A 19,398-nucleotide genomic window follows, 5' to 3' on the forward strand; every position below is an offset into this window, starting at 1 on the left:
CCCGGAGAGTGAATCCGTGTCCTACAGCATGCAGGACACGCAGCCCTCGACCTCGGTGCCCTCCAATGCCAGTTGGCGAAGACGGATGTAGTACAGCGTCTTGATTCCCTTGCGCCAGGCGTAGATCTGCGCCTTGTTCACGTCGCGGGTGGTGGCCGTGTCCTTGAAGAACAGCGTCAGCGACAGCCCCTGATCCACGTGCTGGGTGGCCGCGGCGTAGGTGTCGATGATCTTCTCGTAGCCGATCTCGTAGGCGTCCTGGTAGTACTCCAGGTTGTCGTTGGTCAGATACGGCGCCGGGTAGTAGACGCGGCCGATCTTGCCTTCCTTGCGGATCTCGATCTTGCTCGCCACCGGGTGGATCGAGCTGGTCGAGTGGTTGATGTAGCTGATCGACCCCGTCGGCGGGACGGCCTGCAGGTTCTGGTTGTAGATGCCGTGCTCCTGCACCGACTCCTTTAGCCGCCGCCAATCGTCTTGCGTCGGAATGCGAATGCCCGCCTCGGCGAAGATCTCGCGGACCCGCGGGGTGGCCGGCTCCCACACCTGCTCGGTGTACTTGTCGAAGAACTCACCCGAGGCGTATTTCGACCTCTCGAAGCCACCGAACTTGCTTCCCCGTTCGATCGCAATACGATTCGACGCGCGCAGCGCGTGGTAGAGCACGGTGTAGAAGTAGATGTTGGTGAAGTCGACGCCCTCTTCGGAGCCGTAGTGGATGCGCTCGCGGGCCAAATAGCCGTGCAGGTTCATCTGTCCGAGCCCGATCGCGTGGGACTCGTTGTTGCCCTGCTCGATTGAGGGCACCGAGGTGATGTGCGTCTGATCGCTCACCGCCGTCAGCGCGCGGATCGCCACCTCGATGGTCTGGGCGAAGTCGGGCGAGTCCATCGTCTTGGCGATGTTCAGCGACCCCAGGTTGCACGAAATGTCCTTGCCCACTTTGGCATACGACAGGTCATCATTGAACACCGACGGCGTGGAGACCTGCAGGATCTCCGAGCACAGGTTCGAGTGGGTGATCTTGCCGTCGATCGGGTTGGCCCGGTTCACCGTGTCCTCGAACATGATGTAGGGGTAGCCGGATTCGAACTGCAGCTCGGCCAGCGTCTGGAAGAACTCGCGCGCCTTGATCTTGGTCTTGCGAATGCGGGCGTCGTCGACCATCTCGTAGTACTTCTCGGTGACCGAGATGTCGGCGAACGGCAGGCCGTACACCCGCTCGACGTCATAGGGCGAGAACAGGTACATGTCCTCGTTCTTCTTGGCCAGCTCGAAGGTGATGTCGGGAATCACCACGCCCAGGCTCAGCGTCTTGATGCGGATCTTCTCGTCGGCGTTCTCGCGCTTGGTGTCCAGGAATCGGTAGATGTCGGGGTGGTGCGCGTGCAGGTACACCGCGCCCGCGCCCTGGCGCGCCCCGAGCTGGTTGGCGTAGGAGAACGAGTCCTCGAGCAGCTTCATGATCGGGATGACGCCCGAGGACTGGTTCTCGATGTTCTTGATCGGGGCGCCGTGCTCGCGGATGTTGCTCAGCAGCAACGCAACTCCCCCGCCCCGCTTGGACAGCTGCAGCGCGGAGTTGATCGATCGCCCGATGGACTCCATGTTGTCTTCGATGCGCAGCAGAAAGCAGCTCACCGGCTCGCCGCGCTGCTTTTTGCCCGAGTTCAAAAACGTCGGGGTGGCCGGCTGGAACCGTCCGTCGATGATCTCGTCGACGAGCTTCTCGGCGAGGATGGTGTCACCAGCGGCCAGCGTCAGCGCCACCATGACCACGCGGTCCTCGAAGCGCTCCAGGTAGCGCTTCCCGTCGAACGTCTTCAGCGTGTAGGAGGTGTAGTACTTGAACGCGCCCAGGAACGTCGGGAACCGGAACTTCTTGGCGTAGGCCCGATCCAGCAGCGTCTTGACGAAGTTGCGGCTGTACTGGTCGAGAACCTCGCGCTCGTAATAGTTCTCCTTGATCAGGTAGTCGAGCTTCTCGTCCTGATTGTGGAAGAACACCGTGTTCTGGTTGACGTGCTGCAGGAAGTACTGATGCGCGGCCTCGCGGTCCTTGTCGAACTGAATCTTGCCGTCCGCGTCGTACAGATTCAGCATCGCGTTGAGCGCGTGGTAATCCGTCTCCCCCGGCAACGCGTGGGCTCCGGTGGTTACAGGCTCTGCAGCGACGGTTGTTGACACGTCTGTTCCTTCCAGAAATCGGCTAAGCCCGCGCGGACGGCATCCACGTCGTCCTGGGTTCCCATGAGTTCGAAGCGATAGAGGTACGGGACGCCGCACTTGCGTGAGATCACGTCGCCCGCGTAGGCGAATTCGGCGCCGAAGTTGTTGTTGCCCGCGGCGATGACGCCGCGGATCAACGAACGGTTGTGCTCATTGTTCAAAAAGGCGATGACCTGTTTGGGGACATAGCCGCCGGCGTTGAGGTCAGGAGTGGCCCGCCCGCCGCCGTAGGTGGGCAGCACCAGGACGTACGGCTGGTCCACCTCGATACGGCCGTGCAGCGGTATCCGCGTGGCGGGAATCCCCAGCTTCTCCACGAAGCGGTGGGTGTTCTCCGACACGGAGGAGAAATAGACCAGGTTGCGCCCCGTGGTGTCCATGGTGCGGCAACTCCTTACCTAACGTCTTGCCTTACGCGCTGAGTTCCACCGCGGCGAGCGCCTTGATGCGATCGGGCCGGAAACCCGACCAGTGGTCGTTGCCGGCCACCACGACGGGAGCCTGCAGATAGCCCAGCGCCATCACGTAATCACGCGCCTCGGAGTCCAACGTGATGTCGACCGTGTCGTAGACGATGCCCTGCTTGTCCAGCGCCTTGTAGGTGGCGCTGCACTGCACGCATGCCGGCTTGGTGTACACGGTGATGCTCATAGAATGCCGCTCCTTTGCGGAAGAGGGGGACCCAATGGACTGGCAACTACTTTTGGACTGCGTCTTTGCTAGGTTCAGCGATCCGGCAGGCGCCCAGATTCCCGTCCTGCGGCGACCAGTGCCGAAGACCTGTCTTCGACCACTTCGCGCCGATTTCGGGGGGTTCACCGAGCCTGGCTGGCTTGGCGATCCTGGGATCCGCCGGTGCATCGAAACACTACACCTAGTGGCTGACAAGATGTCGAGATACAAGATGTTCTGAATAACATTTCTGAAATTCCCTGGTCGTGAGGCCTGTGTCGAACAAATTCGGGAACCCGCCCCGGCGTGTCGCAGATCACACGCCGACGCCAAGTCGCCTCCGGGTATCGGTATAGCAGCGGCCACCGACAACCCCGGTTTCGAACCGCTGGCCACGACGGGCCTACCGACAGCTAGCAAAGCCGCCAGACGGTGCTGGCGGCTTTGGCTATTCGTCGGCGGCAACCCCGCTGGTCACCTCCCGGACGGCTTGTCGACTTCTGCCAATCAGCCGGCTTCGGCGGCGAGCTTGCCCACCACGTCGCGCACGTTCGCCGACAGCTCGGCATGCTCGGCGGGCGGCCTGCCTTCCAGCGTCTTGAACGGCACGGACAGTTTGATCGAATCGACGACCCGCGCGCCGGCGATGCCGAAGGACTTGCGGGTCTCGTCGTGCGCCCACACCCCGCCGTACTGGCCGAAGGAGCCCCCGATGACGGCCAGCGGCTTGCCCTTCAGCGCGCCGTCGCCAAACGGGCGCGACAGCCAGTCGATCGCGTTCTTGACCACCGCCGGGATGCTGCCGTTGTACTCGGGTGTGACCACCAGGGCGGCGTCGGCGTCGGCCGCCGCGGCCCGCAGCGCGGCCACCGGGGCCAGCGGCGGGGCGTCGGCGTTCATCGCGTCGTCGATCTCCTCGTTGTAGAACGGCAGGTCGGCGAGCCCCTCGAAGAGCGTGACGCTGACACCGTCGGAGGCGACCGCCGCCGCCAATTCGGCGATCTGGCGGTTGATCGACGCCGCGCGCAGGCTTCCCACTAACGCCAAGATTTTGATTGCCACTCTCGCAGTTCCCTTCGGTCGTTGGTATACATCCTCGCACGACCTAAACGGACTGTGGTCCGATTTATTCCTCCGGCGTTAAAGTGCAAGGGTGAGCGGCGTCGAACGGTCGGGCGAGTTGCCGATGTGCGTGCCGCAGCTGCCGGCGCAGGAACGGGGCGACGCCCTGCGCAACCGCGCGCTGTTGCTGGATGCGGCGCGTCGCCTGGTCGCCGAGCGCGGGGCCGACGCCGTCACCATGGACGACGTCGCCGCGGCCGCCGGCGTCGGCAAGGGCACCCTATTCCGCCGGTTCGGCAGCCGGGCCGGCCTGATGATGGTGCTGCTCGACGAGGACGAACGCGCCAGCCAGGAGGCGTTTCTGTTCGGTCCCCCGCCGCTGGGGCCCGACGCCCCGCCGTGGGATCGGCTGGTGGCCTTCGGCCGGGAACGGATGCGCTTCGCCCACACCCATCACGCGCTGCTGTCGGCGGCCAACCGCGACCCGCGGACCCGTTACGGGCCGCCGGCCGCCGTCCTGCGCAGGCACGTGCGCGTGCTGCTGGCCTCGGCGGAGACGTCCGGCGACCTCGTGGTCCAGGCCGACGCCCTGCTCGCCCTCCTCGACACCGACTACGTGGAGCATCAGCTGAACGACGGCGGTCACACCCTGCAGACATTGGGCGACGCGTGGGAAAGCTTGGCGCGCAAGCTTTGTGGGAGGTGAACGTCGGCATGTCCGCGGCGGCGCGCGACTGGGTCCTGCACGTGGACCTCGACCAATTCCTGGCATCGGTCGAGTTGCGCCGTCGCCCCGAATTGGCCGGGCTGCCCGTCATCGTCGGCGGCAGCGGTGATCCCAGCGAACCGCGCAAGGTCGTCACCTGCGCGTCCTATGAGGCCCGGGAATTCGGTGTGCGGGCGGGCATGCCACTGCGCGCGGCGGCCCGCCGCTGCCCGGATGCGACCTTCCTCCCCTCCGACCCGGCCGCCTACGACGCGGCGTCCGGTGAAGTCATGGGCCTGCTAAGGGATCTGGGCCATCCGGTGGAGGTGTGGGGATGGGACGAGGCCTACGTCGCCGTCCACGCCGAGGACCCCGGCGAGGTGGCACAACAGATCCGCAGCGTCATCTCCACCGAAACCGGACTGTCCTGCTCGGTCGGCATCAGCGACAACAAGCAACGCGCCAAGGTCGCCACCGGATTCGCCAAGCCCGACGGCGTTTTCGTGCTCACCGATGCGAATTGGATGGCGCTGATGGCCGACCGTCCGGTCGACGCGCTGTGGGGCGTGGGGCCCAAGACCGCGAAAAAACTTGCGGATCTTGAGATTACGACGGTGTGGCAACTGGCCCACAGCGACGCCGAGTTGTTGACGGCCACGTTCGGGGCGCGCACCGGGCTGTGGCTCCTGCTGTTGGCCAAGGGTGGGGGTGACAGCCACGTCAGCGCCGAGCCGTGGGTGCCGCGCTCGCGCAGCCACGTCGTCACCTTTCCCCGCGACCTCACCGATCGCGCCGAGATGAACGCGGCCGTTACGGGTTTGGCCGAACAAGCGCTGGACGACGTGCTGGCCGAAGCGCGGGTCGTGACGCGGGTGGCGGTCACCGTGCGAACCTCAACCTTCTACACCCGCACCAAGATTCGCAAACTCGACGCGCCCACCACCGATCGCGACACGATCGTCGCTGCCGCCTTGCGCGTCCTGGATTTATTCTCCCTCGACCGCCCGGTCCGCCTGCTCGGGGTGCGGCTGGAGTTGCTCATGCCGGACTAGCGGCGCCGGGTTGGGTGGGCCCGGCCGCAGCGCGCGGGTGAAGATCACGTTCACCTGGCGCATGGCGACGCTATAGGGCCACCACGCAAGCCTTTTGAACGCGTAGAGCGCCCGAATGTCGGCCGAGGTGTAGATCAGGTATCGGTTCTTGGCCACGCCGGCAAGGATCTTTTCGGCCGCCTTCTCAGGCGACACGGCGTGGCCGGCGAATCGCCGTATCCACCGGGCGACGTTGGGATCCTCGCGGTCCACACCGGCGATCTCCACGGTCCCCACCAGCGGGGTGTTCACCGCGCCGGGCACCACCAGCGACACCCCGATGCGGTGGCGGGCCAAATCGAAACGCAGCACCTCCGAGACGCCGCGCAGTCCGTACTTGCTGGCGCTGTAGGCGGCGTGCCAGGGCAGGGCGACCAACCCGGCCGCCGAGGACACGTTGACCAGATGGCCGCCCCGCTTGGCCGCCACCATCGGCGGCACGAACGTCTCGATGACGTGGATCGGGCCCATCAGGTTGATGGCGACCATCTTGCTCCACTGCTCGTGGGTCAGCCGGTCGACGGTGCCCCAGGCGGATACGCCGGCGATGTTGAGCACCACGTCCATGGCCGGATGCGCGGCGTGGATGTCGGCGGCGAACGCGGCCACCTGGTCGTAGTCGGCGATATCGAGCGCCCGATGCTCCCGGACCTGCGCGCCCAGCGCGCGCGCGTCGGCCACCGTCAGTGCCAGACCGTCGGAGTCGCGGTCGGTCAGGTAGAGCTCGGCCCCCTGGGCGGCGAGCCGCAATGCCGTCGCGCGGCCGATGCCGCTGGCCGCGCCGGTGACAAAGCACCGCTTTCCCGCGAAATACCGCCCGGACGCCTTGTTCGCCATGGCGGCGACGATACCGCCGGTATCACCCAGACCGGCGCTAGGGACGGCCGGACCACAGGGCGTGCAGCCACAACTGCTCGAGCACGCGCACCCGTCGGTCACGGTCGCTGTCGGATCCGGTCAGAACCGGGTCGCCGGTCAACACCAGCGCGGTGGTACCCGTCAGGGTGCGGATCAGCGTCGGAAGATCGTCGCTGATCGGCCTGGCGGTCCCGGCCTTCATCTCGGCCTCGACGATGGCGACGATCTGCGCCAGCACCACCTCGAACTGCTGGTCGAGCAGGTCGCGGATCTCCACGTCGGTGTGGCGGGCCTCGTTGCAGGCGGTCACCACCGGATCGTTGTGCTCGTAGACGGCGGCGGCGCTGCCGACCATCCGCTTGGCGAACTCCTCGGGTGACTCGCCCGCCTGGCGTGGCGCGAAGTACTGGGTGAGTTCCTCGAGCTCTTCGGTGGCCTCCGCCATCAGCTGTGCCAGCACGGCGTATTTGGAGTCGAAATAGAAGTAGAAGCCCGAACGGGCGACCCCGGCGCGCAGGCTGATGGTGCTGACGGACAACTCGGCGAACGGTTTTTCCTGCAGCAGTTCGCGCACGGCCTCCACGATCGCCTGGCGTTGCTTGTCGCCACGCCGACGCGCGCCCGGCTCCGGATTGGCGGGGTGGCTGCTCACTCCCTGACCTTGCACCACGCCGCGCAAAAAGCAAACTTGACAGCCGTCAAGTTTTTCAGCGAAGGTAATAATCAGTGACCGCTGTCACCCCGAGGGCACGCAAAGGAGCGTCTATGACCACCATCAGCACTCCGCACTACCTGCTGGATCAGGCGCGGCGCCGATTCACCCCGACGCTGAACACCATCCCCGGCATGGGGGCGATCGAGAAGCGTCTGCTCGCCCACGAGTGGGACACGAAAGTCCTGGCGGAACCGCCCGCCGGCAGCGACCTGAAGCCCGTGATGGGTGACGCCGGGCTCCCGATCCTCGGCCACATCATCGAATTGTTTCGCGGCGGCCCGGACTACGCGTTGTACCTCTACAGGAACAAGGGCCCGCTGATCTACCTCGATTCGCCGATCATGCCGGCGGTCACGGCGCTGGGGCCCGACGCCACCCAGGCCGTGTTCTCCAACCGCAACAAGGACTTCTCGCAGAAGGGCTGGCACCCGGTGATCGGGCCGTTCTTCAACCGCGGGCTGATGATGCTGGACTTCGACGAGCACATGTATCACCGGCGCATCATGCAGGAGGCGTTCACCCGCAGCCGCCTGACCGGGTACGTCGAGCACATCGACCGCGTGGCGACCGACATCGTCGCCGGCTGGCCGACCAACGACGCCCGATTCCTGTTCCACCCGGCGATGAAGGAACTCACCCTCGACATCGCGTCCTTGGTGTTCATGGGGCACGAGCCAGGGTCCGACCACGACCTCGTCACCAAGGTCAACCAGGCGTTCACCACCACGACCCGCGCCGGTGGGGCGATCATCCGGCAGCCGGTTCCGCCGTTCAAGTGGTGGCGTGGCCTGCGCGCCCGCCAGCTGCTCGAGGACTACTTCAACGAGCGGGTCAAGGAGCGCCGCAACGCCACGGGCAACGACATGCTCACGGTGCTGTGCCACACCGAGGACGACGACGGCAACAGCTTCACCGACGAAGACATCGTCAACCACATGATCTTCTTGATGATGGCCGCCCACGACACCTCCACGTCGACGACCACCACGATGGTCTACAACATGGCCGCCAACCCGGAATGGCAGGAGCGGGCGCGCGAGGAGTCGGCCAGGCTCGGCGACGGTCCGCTGGACATCGAGTCGCTGGAGAAGCTGGAAACGCTCGAACTGATCATGAACGAATCGCTGCGGATGGTGACGCCGTTGCCGTTCAACATGCGGATGGCGGTGCGCGACACCGAGCTGCTGGGCCATTACATCCCGGCCGGCACCAACATCACCATCTGGCCCGGCATGAACCACCGACTGCCCGAATTGTGGACGGAGCCAGACAAATTCGACCCCGAGCGGTTCGCCGAACCGCGCTCGGAGCACAAGAATCACCGCTACGCCTTCGCACCCTTCGGCGGCGGCGCGCACAAGTGCATCGGCATGGTGTTCGGTCAGCTGGAGGTCAAGACCGTGGTGCACCGGCTGCTGCGCCGCTACCGCATCGAGTTGGCCCGGCCGGGCTATCAGCCGCGCTGGGATTACGGCGGCATGCCGATTCCGATGGACGGCATGCCGATCGTGCTGCGCCCGCTCTGAACTTCCGCGACGGCGTGTCACCGTCTCCGCCGGCGCGGTAGAGCCCGAGTTTCATTTGCGCTACCACCGGCGCTAGCGCAAATGAAACTCCCCTAGTTGGTTGCACGGGGTGCGCGGCATCAGTCGACCGCGAGCAACCGGTTGGCGCAGGCGATGACCGCGCGCAGCGCCGACTGCGTCGGATCGTCCGAGAGGCCCATCGCCCACTCGGCGCGGGCACCGTCGCTGCCGCGGATGAAAGTGGCTGTGCCGGTGGGCGACTGCATCTGATGGAAGTTCACGATTTCGACGGTGATCCCGCGCTGATGCAGCATCGCGGTCAGGGCCGCGATCGGGCCGCTGGCGGCCACGGTCGCGGTGCCGATGCGGTCGCTCAGGGCGATCACGGCCTGGAAGTTGCGGGCCTGCGGGCCGGGTCGCACCGCGCCCGTGCACTCCCATTGGCCTAGCCGCAGGGGTCCCGTGCTGCGCCCGTAGGTCGCGAGGAAGGTCTCCCAGGACATGGCGTCGGCCTGCTCCCGCAGCCCGCGGGGCAACGAGACGCCGAAACGATCGCCAAACCACACGGTGGCGGCGTCGAGATGTTGGAGCGGGTTGCGCTCGGGAAAAGTCATGGTGCCGGTCTTCTCTAGTCAGCTGGTGCGACCGACGGCAGTAGCTTCCGACCCACAGCGGGGGGTCGGTCAGAATCAGACCCCGCTGCGGGTGCTAGCTACTACGAAACGCGCGAGAAGACGCATGAGCGTTGACATTAGCCCCCTTCGCTCCGCGCCTTCAACCCCCATACGCCGTACAAAAAAATATAGGAAATAATACGAATAGTTTGGTTTGGGCGGGGTTGACAGGGGGTAAGAAGCCGGGTAACAGTCAATTAGACGGCTGTTGAACTATCCCCTCACCTGAAAGGCACGATCATGAAGTCAACGCCCACTCGGAACACCCTCAAAGCTGTCGCCGCGGCCGTCGGGCTGGCCGCAGCTTTGCTTGGACTGACGGGATGCGCGCCGACCACCAGCACGACTGGCTGCGATGGAGTCGTTGGCTGCTTGCTCTAAAGGGTCACGATGGGTAGCCCGCTGGGGAGGACCGAGCGGACGTCGTCCTCAGCGGAGACAACCTATGACGCTTGATCGATCGCAGTCGGCACCCGACGCCGTCATCATCTAACGATGTCGCACGAGCGCCGCCTCGGTCGAAACATGTTTCCAATGCCATTGCGCAGCGGGCGATTCAGCCTGCTCGTGACATATCCAGCCACTTCTCACTTAACACTGGTGAGACGTAACAGGTGTCCATAAGTCCTTAACGCATCTGAAAGGGACGATTATGACCTCATTGAAGACGAAAGCCTTTAAAACTGCCGCGGCGGCTACGGGGCTTGCCGCGGTATTGCTGCTGCCCACGGGATGCACGATGACCCCGGCCGACGCACCCGCCAGCGGCGGCACCCTTGGTGGCACCGTCGGCGGTGTGGTGGGTGGCGTGATCGGCGACGTCGGCGGAATTGTAGGCGGGTTGCTCCCCTAGCCGTTCACCACAAACGACCCGCCGGATCCCCTTGCCGGCGGGTCGTTTGTTACCCAGCCGGCTCGGGTGCGGGCTCAAACCGCAGGTACGCCTGAATTGTCGTTCCCGTCCTGGCGGTATGCGTGCGCACCAAATCCGAAATGGCGTTGACCAAGTACAGGCCGCGGCTGGCGGGGCCGCACGGACCCGGGTCGAGGCGGCCCACCAGCGGATCGTCGAGCTGTCCGGTGTCGCGGGCCTCGCACACCAGATATCCGTCGTCTTTCCAGAACGCCAACCGGCAGGCGCCCCCGGTGTACATCAGGCTATTGGTGGCCAACTCGGTGGCGACCAGCTGCAGATCCTCGATGCACTCCTGGGAAAGCCCCATCCACCCCGCATAGTCGACGGCGAACGAGCGGGCGGGCCGAAGATCCGCTGACTTCCTCACCATGTAGGTGACGGCGCCGGGATTCGCGGCCAACGGCTGGTTGCAACGCTGCAGCACTTCGTTCGGCGCGTAGTCCGGGCTGCGGTGCAGCGCACCGCTTTTCCACAACAACGGGTGCGTCGCTCGGGCATCCATCAGGACTTCGTCGCCGATCGCGCTCGCGTCGTAGAGGCACAGGCTTGTCGCCGGGTATGCGTCCATCGCCGTGTTGACCAGCGCTTCGTGCTCGATGCAGGCGACGAACTCCTCCTCGGTGCGGCCCGGCCACGCGAGCTGGCTGACGATCCGCACCCGCCGATCCGGGTGCTCGTCGATGAACGCGCCCTCCATCGCCATGAACCGGCTCGGGTTCCGGGCGGCCTCGGTGACGTCGGTCATGTACACGTCGACCGGCAACGCCTCGCCGTCGTACAACTCGCCCTGCAGCAGGGCCAGGGTCTCGGGAGGCACGGCGAGCAGCACCGCCTCGCCTGACGCCAAACCGTCGCCGACGAAGCGGCCCACCAAGTCCAAAAACTCCTGCTGAGAGTGATAAATCAGTGCGGAGTGGACGAAACCGTATTGTCTGGTTTCGGTATCCGCCGTCACTTCAGCGCTCTCGCTTTCGATCACTTGCGCCAACCCCCTGCTGGATCGGCTGTCGCCCATCCCCCCTTCCAGTACCCAAGACGGGCCTTCGCTATGCCGCGCAACAGATCACATTTGCGCGCACACCCGGGGGGGCGACATCGGGCGGCGCGATCACAGCCACCAGGAGGCGGCGGCATCGAGGTGACGGCGGAGGCGATAGCAGGCGACGCTCTCGTCGGCGGCCTCCACCGCCTCGACAATGCGCAAGTGAGCGTGGTGCACGGCCAGCACGTCCGACCAGGTGGGCAGCGCCTGCCCGGTGCTCGACCAATGCCGGCGGAACAACTCGACGATGATCCGGAGGAACAGGTCGAGCAGCGCGTTGCCGGCCAGCTGCGCCAACCCGACGTGGAAATTGAATTCCTCCGCGATCGCCCGCCGGACGTCGTCGGGCGTCGGCTGCGCGGCGTCCGGCAGCCGTGACCGATGCGCAACGAGGAATGCCGCCACCTCGGGCTCGTCGAGCCGCTTGACGACCTTGGCGACGTTGTCGATCTCGATGGCGTCGCGGACGCACCGTAGGTCTTCGCGGCTCGGGTCGCGGTACTGCAGGTACAACGCGATCGTGTCGATGCTGGCCTGGGCAGCGGGTTCGGCGATGACGAGTCCGCCGCCGGGTCCGCGGCGCATGTGGGCGATCGAGTGGTATTCGAGCAGGCGCACCGCCTCGCGGAACACCGCGCGGCTCACCCGGTAGCGCGCCAGCAGGGCCGCCTCGGTGCCGAAGACCGACCCGACGTGCCAGCCGCTGGCGGCGATGTCGTCGCCGATGGTGACGGCCAGCATCTCGGCCAGCTTGCCGCGGGGCATCTCGGAATCGAGACGCCGCCGCCGCGTGCGCCCGCGGACCCTGTCGCCGGGATGGTGCCGTTGCAGCCAGCCCGTCACCGCCTCGACGTGTCGCTCGGACAGCGTCTTGGCGCGCGCGGAATCACCGGCCGTGACGGCGGCGACGATCTTGGAGTGGTGGGCGTGCAGGTGTTCGACGGCCTCGATGGCCTCGGTCGCCGAGTCCGTTCGCGACGCCAGCGCGTAGCGCGTGGTGAGCCGCATCAGGACGTCGATAAACAGTTGCAGCACGGGATTTTTCGATTGCTCGGCCAGCGCGATGTGGAACTCGTCGCGCGGCGCCGGCAAGCCCGGCTGCCACTTTTCCTCGGCGTCTAAAACGGCCCGCAGCCGCGCGATGCCGGCTTCGTCGATGCGCTCGGCGGCGAGCGAGGCCGCCAACGGCTCGAGCACCAGACGCGCGTTGAGCAGATCGCCCAGCGTCGTGCCCAGATATTCGAGATAGATGACGACGGCGCGGGTGGCGGGCCCGGCGTCGGGCTCACAAATGTACAGCCCGCCGTTGGGGCCGCGCCGCATCCTTGCGACCTGGTGGTGCTCGACCAGGCGAACGGCCTCGCGCAGCACCGATCGGCTCACGCCGAAGCGTTGTTGCAGGGCGAGTTCGGATCCCAGCGATTCGCCGACGGCCCAGCCGCGGCGGACGATGTCCGCCTCGATGTCGCGGGCGAGGATCGACGCCAGTTTGTCCGCGTGGCCGGCCTTCAGGTCCTCACTCATCTGAGCTCAATCACACGCTCAACAGGTGAGCAGCATGCACCCCGCGACGGGCCCACCGCCGACGGAAACGACGCCGACCTCCGGGCGGCGGGCGACCTGCCGCTCCCCCGCGTCGCCGCGCAGTTGCAGGCACCCCTCGTGCAACGCCCAGTAGCCGTGCATGCGCCCCGCCGAGAGTTGGCCGCCGTAGGTGTTCAGCGGCAGCAGGCCGTCGCGGGCGATCCGCGCGCCGCCTTCGACGAAGGGCCCGGCCTCGCCGTCCCCACACACACCGAGGGCTTCCAGCCACGCCAGCGTGAGATAGGTGAATCCGTCGTACAACTGGGCGATGTCGAGATCGGCGGGCCGCAGCTGCGTCCGCGACCACATCTGCGCCGTGGCGTCCGACATCGCCATCTTCGGGTAGTCGTCGCGGTGAAACCAGCCACCGGCGCCGTCGGATCCGCCGATCGCCTCCACCCGCACCGCGCGATGCGGACAGTCGGCGGCGTACTCCGCGTGGGACACCACCACCGCGATCGAGCCGTCGATCGGGACGTCGCAGTCCAGCAGTCCCAGCGGGGTGGAGACCGGCCGCGCCCCCAGGTAGTCGGCCATCGTCATCGGATCCCGGTACACCGCACGGGGATTCAGCGCCGCGTTGCGCCTGCCGTTGAGCGCTATCCACCCCAACTGCTCTTTGGTGGTCCCGTACAGCTCCATGTGGCGACGGCAGTTCAGCGCCAGCCAGTTGGCGGCCGAATAGGCCTGCGCCGCAACCAGATCGTTGACGTCGTCCATCGCCCCGACGGCGGGCTTCGGCTCGCCCTCGGGTGTCTCGAACATCCGCGCCAAGGGAGGGGCGGGAGCGTTCTCTTCCTGCTTGACCGGGACGGTGCCGCCGAGCATCTGGATCGTCCGGTACACCACCACGTGCCGGGCTCGGCGTTCGGCGACCGCGCGGCAGGCCGACATCACCGGCGACAGCAGGCCGCCGGTGCCGAACCCGGATCCGCAGTCCGCGGCGTCGATGCGCAGTTGCGCGTTGACGTCTTCGGCGGGTGTGTCGCCGAGCGTGGCGATCCCGTCGATGTCGGTCGCGGCCAATCCGGCGTCCTCGATGGCCCCGCGCACCGCCTCCATCGTCAGCTCCAGGCCCGGAATGCCGGTGCGACGGCCGATCCGCGAGATCCCGATGCCGGACAAGATCGCGTCTTTTTCGAAATGCGTCATGTACACCGCCCGTCAGACCACACCGTCGCCGCGTCGAATCAATTGAGTGTACTGTATTCGTCGTGTCAGACGGGGCGCTGCTCATCGAGTACTGCGACGGCTGCGCGCGCTGGGTGCATCCGGCGAGCGGCGAATGCCGCGAGTGCGGGGGCTCGCTGGTGGCGCGCGAGGTGTCGGGGCGCGGCACGGTGTTCACCTACACGGTCAACCACCACCCGTACAACCCGGAGATCCCCACCCCCTACGTCATCGCCATCGTCGAACTCGCCGAGCAGCGTGGCCTGCGGGTGGCGGCCAATATCGTTGACTGCGAACCCGATTCGGTGACCTGCGGGATGCCGGTCACGCTCCGCCCGGAGCGGGGCGCCGCCGGTGCGCCGCAGTTCGCGCCGGCGTGAGCCGCGGAATCAGTTGATCAGCGGGTCGCGCGGCATGCCGAGGATTCGCTCGGCGATCTGATTGCGGGTCACCTCGGAGGTGCCGCCGGCGATCGCCATGCCGCGCGCTCCCATCATCAGCCGGCCGGCCAGGGCGCCGGCGCCGTCGAGCAGCGCGACCTCGGGACCCAGCAGCGCCGCCATGATCGCGGCGCCTTCCACCATGTGCTCGGCCAGCTTCAGCTTGGTCACGTTGCCCTCGGGGCCCGGGCCCGCGCCTTCGACGCTGCGCGCGGCGCGCCGCAGGTTCAGCAGGCGCAGTGCGGTCTCCCCGGCCAGATAGTTCCCGACCCGAACGTGCCCGCCCGCCAACCGATCCGGGCGTTCCTGGGTCAGCTGCACCAGTTGCGAGGCCAGGCCCTCGTAGAACGACCCGCTGCCCCCGATGCTGACCCGCTCGTTGCCCAGCGTGGCGCGGGCGACCGTCCAGCCGGAGTTGGGCTCCCCGACGACGTCCTCGTCGGGCACGAACAGGTCGTTGAAGAAGACCTCGTTGAAGTCCGAGCCGCCGGTGATCTGCCGCAGGGGCCGCACCTCGACCTCGGGCGCTTTCATGTCGACGATCACCGTGGTGATGCCGGCGTGCTTGGGGGCGTCGGGGTCGGTGCGCACGGTGGCCAGCCCACGCGCGCAGTAGTGCGCCCCGCTGGTCCACACCTTCTGGCCGTTGATCTTCCAGCCACCGTCGACGCGGGTGGCCCGCGTCTTGATGGACGCGGCGTCCGAGCCGGCGTCGGGTTCGGAGAACAGCTGGCACCAGATCTCGTCCTTGCGCAGCGCCTTCTCCACGAATCGTTCGATCTGCCAAGGCGTTCCGTGCTGGATGAGGGTCAGGATCACCCACCCGGTGATCCCGTAGTCGGGCCGCTTGATACCGGCCGCGCGGAACTCCTCCTCGATGACCAGCTGCTCGACGGCGTCGGCCGCGCGTCCCCACGGCTTGGGCCAATGGGGCATCACGTAGCCCGTCTCGATCAGCTTGTCGCGCTGGGCGTCCTTGTCCAGTGCGGCGATCTCGGCGACGTCGGCGCGGACGCCGGCGCGGAGTTCTTCGGCCTCGGGCGGCAGGTCGAGGCTGTTTTCGCGGACGGCGCCGGCGGCGGTGCGCTCGAAGACGTCGGCGGCCGGGGCGTCACCACCGAACAGCGCCGTGGTCACCACGGCACGCCGCAGGTGCAGGTGCGCGTCGTGTTCCCAAGTGAAGCCGATGCCGCCATGCACCTGGATGTTGAGTTCGGCGTTGCGGACGTAGGCCGGGAACGCCAGCGCCGCGGCCGTCGCGGCGATCAGGCGGAATTGCGCCTCGTCCTCCGAGGCGTCCTCGCCCGCCGCGCGGGCGGCGTCCCAGACGGCGGCGATCCCGGACTCCGCGCCCACCAGCATGTTCGCGCAGTGATGCTTGACCGCTTGGAAGGTGGCGATGGTGCGCCCGAACTGCTGGCGCACCTTGGCGTAGTCGACGGCCGCCTCGACGCAGTCCGACGCCCCGCCGACCGCCTCGGCGGCCAGCAGGGTGCGCGCCCGGGCCAGCGCCGACTGCCGCGCCCCCGCCAGGATGTCGTCGTCGAACACCCGCACGTCCTGCAGGCGCACCCGGCCGGATCGCCGTGTCGGATCGAAGTTTTCCGGCACCTCGACCGAAACGCCGGCGCGGTCGCACTCGAGCACGAGCACGTCGTCGCCGGCGGCGATCAGCAGCAGCTCGGCAAGGCCGGCGCCCAACACGATTCCGGCCTCGCCGTTCGCGACGCCGTTGGCGACCTGCACCTGGCCGTCGAATCCGACGCCCGCGGTGACCGTTCCGTCGATCAGGCCGGGCAGCATCCGCGACTTCTGTTCGGCCGCACCGTCTTTGGCGATCACCGCCGACGCGATCACCGTCGGCACGAAGGGCCCCGGCGCCACCGCGCGGCCGAGCTCTTCGATCACCACCACCAGTTCGGGCAGCCCGAAGCCGGAGCCGCCGTACTCTTCGTCGACGTGCAGGCCGAGCCAGCCCAACTCGACCAGGTTCTGCCAGAATCCGGGCCGGGGCTCGTCGGCGGCATCGAGCAGCGATCGCGCCGCCCAGCGCGCCTTTTGCGCGGTCAGGAACCCGCGAGCCACCTCGGCGAGTTCACGATGGTCGTCGGTTAATGCGATTCCCATGAGGGGCCCTCCTCGCGCGCCGCATGCCAGCCGGGTGTGATTGCTGGGTGCCTGCCCCGCTTCGAGGGGAAGCGGGGCGGCTGGCTAAAGAGTGTACTTAATGCGGGGAGGGCCCCAACGGGCGGCGCCTACTTGGGCGCGAACCGCTGCCCGGCGTCCAGGCGCAGGCATTGGCCGTTGAGCATCGGGTTGTCCACGATGGCGGCCACCAGCTTGGCGTACTCCTCGGGACGGCCCAGCCGCTTGGGGAAGGCCGCGTCTTTGGTCAGCGCCGCCGCGAATTCGTCGGGAATGCCCTGGGTGAGGCCCGTCGCGAAGAGGCTCGGGGCGATCCCCAGCACCCTGATGCCCACCGAGCCCAGGTCACGCGCCATGGTCAGGCACATACCGGCGATGCCCGCCTTGGCGGCGGTGTAGGCGACCTGCCCGATCTGGCCCTCGAAGGCCGCGATCGACGCGGTGTTGATGATGACGCCGCGCTCGCCGGTGTCGGGGTCTTCGGGCTCGTTCTTCGCCATGTGCGCGGCGGCGAGCCGGCTGATGTTGAAGGTGGCGATGAGATTGAGGTCGATCACCGACTGGAAGGATTCGAGGTCGTGCGGCCCGGACTTGGTCAGGGTCCGCTTGGCGATCCCGCCACCGGCGGTGGTGATCACGACGTGCAGCCCGCCGAGCTTGTCGACCGCGGCCTGCAGTGTCTCCTCGGTGCCGGTGAAGTCGGTGACGTCGACGGGATAGAAGGTACCGCCGATGCCTTCGGCCACCGTCTTACCGTCGGAGCCTTCGCGGTCGAGCACCGCGACGTCCGCGCCGCGATCGTGCAGCAGCTCGGCGCTGGCGCGACCCATCCCCGAGGCGCCGCCGATGACGACGACCTTCTTTCCTTTGATCTCCATCCGGACCTCCCATTTGTTGCTTGTCAGAATCGAAGCAATCTGTAACGTTACGTAGGCACGCTAGCGTGTCCGCTCCGGACGCTTGTCACCGAGCCATGCCAAGCTGGCAACCGTGCTCCTCCTCGACGTGGCAAAGGCGTCCACCGACGTCGGAAGCACGTCGTCGCGGCTGAGAAAAGTCGCCCACATCGCCGACCTACTGGCGCGGGCCGCACCCGATCCCGCCCTCGTCATGATCGTCGTGTCCTGGCTGTCCGGCGAGTTGCGCCAGCGCCAGATCGGGGTCGGCTGGGCGGCGTTGCGCTCGCGCCCGCCGCCGGCCTCCCACGCCACGCTGACCGTGGGCGCCGTCGACGCCACCTTCTCCGAGATCGGCGCCGTGTCCGGCAAAGGCGCACAGGCGCGCCGCGCCGCGCTCCTTACCACCCTGTTCGCCGCCGCCACCGAAGCCGAGCAGACGTTCCTGCTGCGACTGCTCGGCGGCGAACTGCGCCAGGGCGCGCTGGCCGGAATCATGGCCGACGCCGTGGCCAAGGCCGCCGGGATCCCGGCGGCCGCTGTGCAGCGGGCCGCGATGCTGGGCGGGGACCTGCCCGCGGTCGCGGCGGCGGCCCTGTCCGGCGAACCCGCCGCCCTGCAGGCCTTCACCCTGCGCGTCGGCCGCCCGGTCGGCCCGATGCTGGCGCAGACGGCGCCCAGTGTGGCCGACGCGATCGAACGCCACGGCGGGCGGGCGATTTTCGAGGCCAAGCTGGACGGGGCGCGAGTGCAGATCCACCGCTCCGGCGACCAGGTCACCGTCTACACCCGAAGCCTCGACGATGTCACCGCCCGGGTGCCCGAGGTGGTGGAGGCGACGCTGGCGCTGCCGGTGAACGACCTGATCGCCGACGGCGAGGCGATCGCGCTGCGGCCCGACAACCGGCCGCAGCGCTTCCAGGTCACCGCCTCCCGGTTCGGCCGCTCGGTCGATGTCGCCGCGGCCGTTGCCGCGCAACCACTTTCGGTGTTCTTCTTCGACATCCTGCACCGCGACGGCGTCGACCTGCTCGACGCGCCGACCACCGACCGGCTGGCCGCCCTGGACGCGTTGGTGCCGCCCGCGCAGCGGGTCGATCGGCTGCTCACCTCCGACCCCGTGGAGGCCGGCGCCTTCCTGGACGCGACGCTGGCCGTCGGCCACGAGGGTGTGATGGCCAAGGCGCCGGACGCGCAGTATCAGGCCGGCCGCCGCGGGGCGGGCTGGCTGAAGGTCAAGCCGGTGCACACCCTGGACCTGGTGGTGCTGGCCGTGGAATGGGGGTCGGGGCGCCGCCGCGGCAAGCTTTCCAACATCCATCTGGGCGCCCGCGACCCGGACAGCGGCGAATTCGTCATGGTAGGAAAGACTTTCAAGGGCATGACCGACGCCATGCTGGACTGGCAGACCGCCCGGTTCACCGACCTGGCGATCGGCGGGACGGACGGCTACGTCGTGCACGTAAGACCCGAGCAGGTGGTCGAGGTGGCCCTGGACGGCGTGCAGAAATCGTCGCGCTACCCCGGCGGGCTGGCGCTGCGGTTCGCCCGCGTGGTGCGGTATCGCGACGACAAGGGCCCCGCCGAGGCCGACACCATCGACGCCGTGCGCGCGCTGTACTAGGCGAGGCCTTTCTTACAGGCGACCGGACGCGCCGAACGAAAAGGTTGT

Annotated in this window: 18 protein-coding genes; 6 read left to right on the top strand and 12 right to left on the bottom strand. The window is 67.4% G+C overall.

The genetic code is table 11. The features are described from left to right. Positions 1 to 21 precede the first annotated feature (21 nt). From nrdE to W7S_RS18715, 4 genes are all read right to left on the bottom strand, one after another. Positions 22 to 2,139: a class 1b ribonucleoside-diphosphate reductase subunit alpha gene (gene nrdE / locus W7S_RS18700; RefSeq protein WP_014942701.1), complete on the bottom strand. Its 2,118-nt coding sequence runs from the start codon at positions 2,137 to 2,139 to the stop codon at positions 22 to 24. A gap of 17 nt (positions 2,140 to 2,156) precedes the next feature. Further along, complete coding sequence (nrdI, locus tag W7S_RS18705) at positions 2,157 to 2,609, bottom strand: class Ib ribonucleoside-diphosphate reductase assembly flavoprotein NrdI (protein WP_008259183.1); 453 nt, start codon at positions 2,607 to 2,609, stop codon at positions 2,157 to 2,159. A 31-nt stretch (positions 2,610 to 2,640) separates the two neighbouring features. Then, positions 2,641 to 2,880, bottom strand: coding sequence for a redoxin NrdH (locus W7S_RS18710; protein WP_008259184.1), 240 nt, complete (start codon positions 2,878 to 2,880; stop codon positions 2,641 to 2,643). A gap of 528 nt (positions 2,881 to 3,408) precedes the next feature. Continuing rightward, positions 3,409 to 3,963 carry an NAD(P)H-dependent oxidoreductase gene (locus W7S_RS18715; RefSeq protein ID WP_008259185.1) on the bottom strand — a complete coding sequence of 185 codons (555 nt, stop codon included), beginning with the start codon at positions 3,961 to 3,963 and terminating at the stop codon, positions 3,409 to 3,411. A 91-nt stretch (positions 3,964 to 4,054) separates the two neighbouring features. Here W7S_RS18715 and W7S_RS18720 point away from each other — a divergent pair, with 91 nt between their 5' ends. Beyond that, the gene (locus W7S_RS18720) at positions 4,055 to 4,669 is read left to right on the top strand and encodes a TetR/AcrR family transcriptional regulator (protein WP_008259186.1); all 615 of its coding nucleotides are present in this window, start codon (positions 4,055 to 4,057) and stop codon (positions 4,667 to 4,669) included. A gap of 8 nt (positions 4,670 to 4,677) precedes the next feature. Then, the gene (locus W7S_RS18725) at positions 4,678 to 5,721 is read left to right on the top strand and encodes a DNA polymerase IV (protein ID WP_008259187.1); all 1,044 of its coding nucleotides are present in this window, start codon (positions 4,678 to 4,680) and stop codon (positions 5,719 to 5,721) included. Here the strand turns inward: W7S_RS18725 and W7S_RS18730 are convergent. Both W7S_RS18730 and W7S_RS18735 read right to left on the bottom strand, forming a co-directional pair. After that, positions 5,656 to 6,597 (bottom strand): SDR family oxidoreductase, encoded by a 942-nt coding sequence (locus tag W7S_RS18730; RefSeq protein ID WP_008259188.1) that lies wholly within the window; start codon positions 6,595 to 6,597, stop codon positions 5,656 to 5,658. The genes W7S_RS18725 and W7S_RS18730 overlap by 66 nt on opposite strands. A gap of 37 nt (positions 6,598 to 6,634) precedes the next feature. Beyond that, complete coding sequence (locus W7S_RS18735) at positions 6,635 to 7,270, bottom strand: TetR/AcrR family transcriptional regulator (protein ID WP_008259189.1); 636 nt, start codon at positions 7,268 to 7,270, stop codon at positions 6,635 to 6,637. Positions 7,271 to 7,383: 113 nt separating this feature from the next. On the opposite strand from W7S_RS18735, the gene W7S_RS18740 reads away from it, so the two are divergent. Continuing rightward, on the top strand, positions 7,384 to 8,859 hold the full coding sequence (locus W7S_RS18740) for a cytochrome P450 (protein WP_008259190.1): 1,476 nt from the start codon (positions 7,384 to 7,386) through the stop codon (positions 8,857 to 8,859). A gap of 119 nt (positions 8,860 to 8,978) precedes the next feature. Here the strand turns inward: W7S_RS18740 and W7S_RS18745 are convergent, their stop codons facing one another. Continuing rightward, positions 8,979 to 9,473 (bottom strand): hypothetical protein, encoded by a 495-nt coding sequence (locus W7S_RS18745; protein WP_008259194.1) that lies wholly within the window; start codon positions 9,471 to 9,473, stop codon positions 8,979 to 8,981. A 712-nt stretch (positions 9,474 to 10,185) separates the two neighbouring features. Here W7S_RS18745 and W7S_RS26415 point away from each other — a divergent pair. Then, complete coding sequence (locus tag W7S_RS26415) at positions 10,186 to 10,386, top strand: hypothetical protein (protein WP_008259198.1); 201 nt, start codon at positions 10,186 to 10,188, stop codon at positions 10,384 to 10,386. A 49-nt stretch (positions 10,387 to 10,435) separates the two neighbouring features. Here the strand turns inward: W7S_RS26415 and W7S_RS18750 are convergent, their stop codons facing one another. The 3 genes from W7S_RS18750 to W7S_RS18760 form a co-directional block, all read right to left on the bottom strand. Next, positions 10,436 to 11,428, bottom strand: a complete 993-nt coding sequence (locus tag W7S_RS18750; protein ID WP_014385519.1) for a sensor histidine kinase — start codon at positions 11,426 to 11,428, stop codon at positions 10,436 to 10,438. A 129-nt stretch (positions 11,429 to 11,557) separates the two neighbouring features. Then, positions 11,558 to 13,015 (bottom strand): FadR/GntR family transcriptional regulator, encoded by a 1,458-nt coding sequence (locus W7S_RS18755; protein ID WP_008259202.1) that lies wholly within the window; start codon positions 13,013 to 13,015, stop codon positions 11,558 to 11,560. An 18-nt stretch (positions 13,016 to 13,033) separates the two neighbouring features. After that, positions 13,034 to 14,227, bottom strand: a complete 1,194-nt coding sequence (locus tag W7S_RS18760) for a thiolase family protein (RefSeq protein WP_008259203.1) — start codon at positions 14,225 to 14,227, stop codon at positions 13,034 to 13,036. A 62-nt stretch (positions 14,228 to 14,289) separates the two neighbouring features. Here W7S_RS18760 and W7S_RS18765 point away from each other — a divergent pair, with 62 nt between their 5' ends. After that, the gene (locus W7S_RS18765; RefSeq protein ID WP_008259204.1) at positions 14,290 to 14,625 is read left to right on the top strand and encodes a Zn-ribbon domain-containing OB-fold protein; all 336 of its coding nucleotides are present in this window, start codon (positions 14,290 to 14,292) and stop codon (positions 14,623 to 14,625) included. A gap of 9 nt (positions 14,626 to 14,634) precedes the next feature. Here the strand turns inward: W7S_RS18765 and W7S_RS18770 are convergent, their stop codons facing one another. Then, positions 14,635 to 16,812 carry an acyl-CoA dehydrogenase gene (locus W7S_RS18770; protein WP_008259205.1) on the bottom strand — a complete coding sequence of 726 codons (2,178 nt, stop codon included), beginning with the start codon at positions 16,810 to 16,812 and terminating at the stop codon, positions 14,635 to 14,637. 128 nt (positions 16,813 to 16,940) lie between these two features. Then, complete coding sequence (locus W7S_RS18775) at positions 16,941 to 17,708, bottom strand: SDR family NAD(P)-dependent oxidoreductase (protein WP_008259206.1); 768 nt, start codon at positions 17,706 to 17,708, stop codon at positions 16,941 to 16,943. A 112-nt stretch (positions 17,709 to 17,820) separates the two neighbouring features. On the opposite strand from W7S_RS18775, the gene W7S_RS18780 reads away from it, so the two are divergent. Next, a complete protein-coding gene (locus W7S_RS18780; protein WP_008259207.1) occupies positions 17,821 to 19,350 on the top strand; it encodes an ATP-dependent DNA ligase in 1,530 nt (509 codons plus the stop codon). The last annotated feature ends 48 nt before the right edge of the window (positions 19,351 to 19,398 follow it).

The sequence above is a fragment of the Mycobacterium sp. MOTT36Y genome (assembly GCF_000262165.1).
GTDB lineage: Bacteria > Actinomycetota > Actinomycetes > Mycobacteriales > Mycobacteriaceae > Mycobacterium > Mycobacterium intracellulare.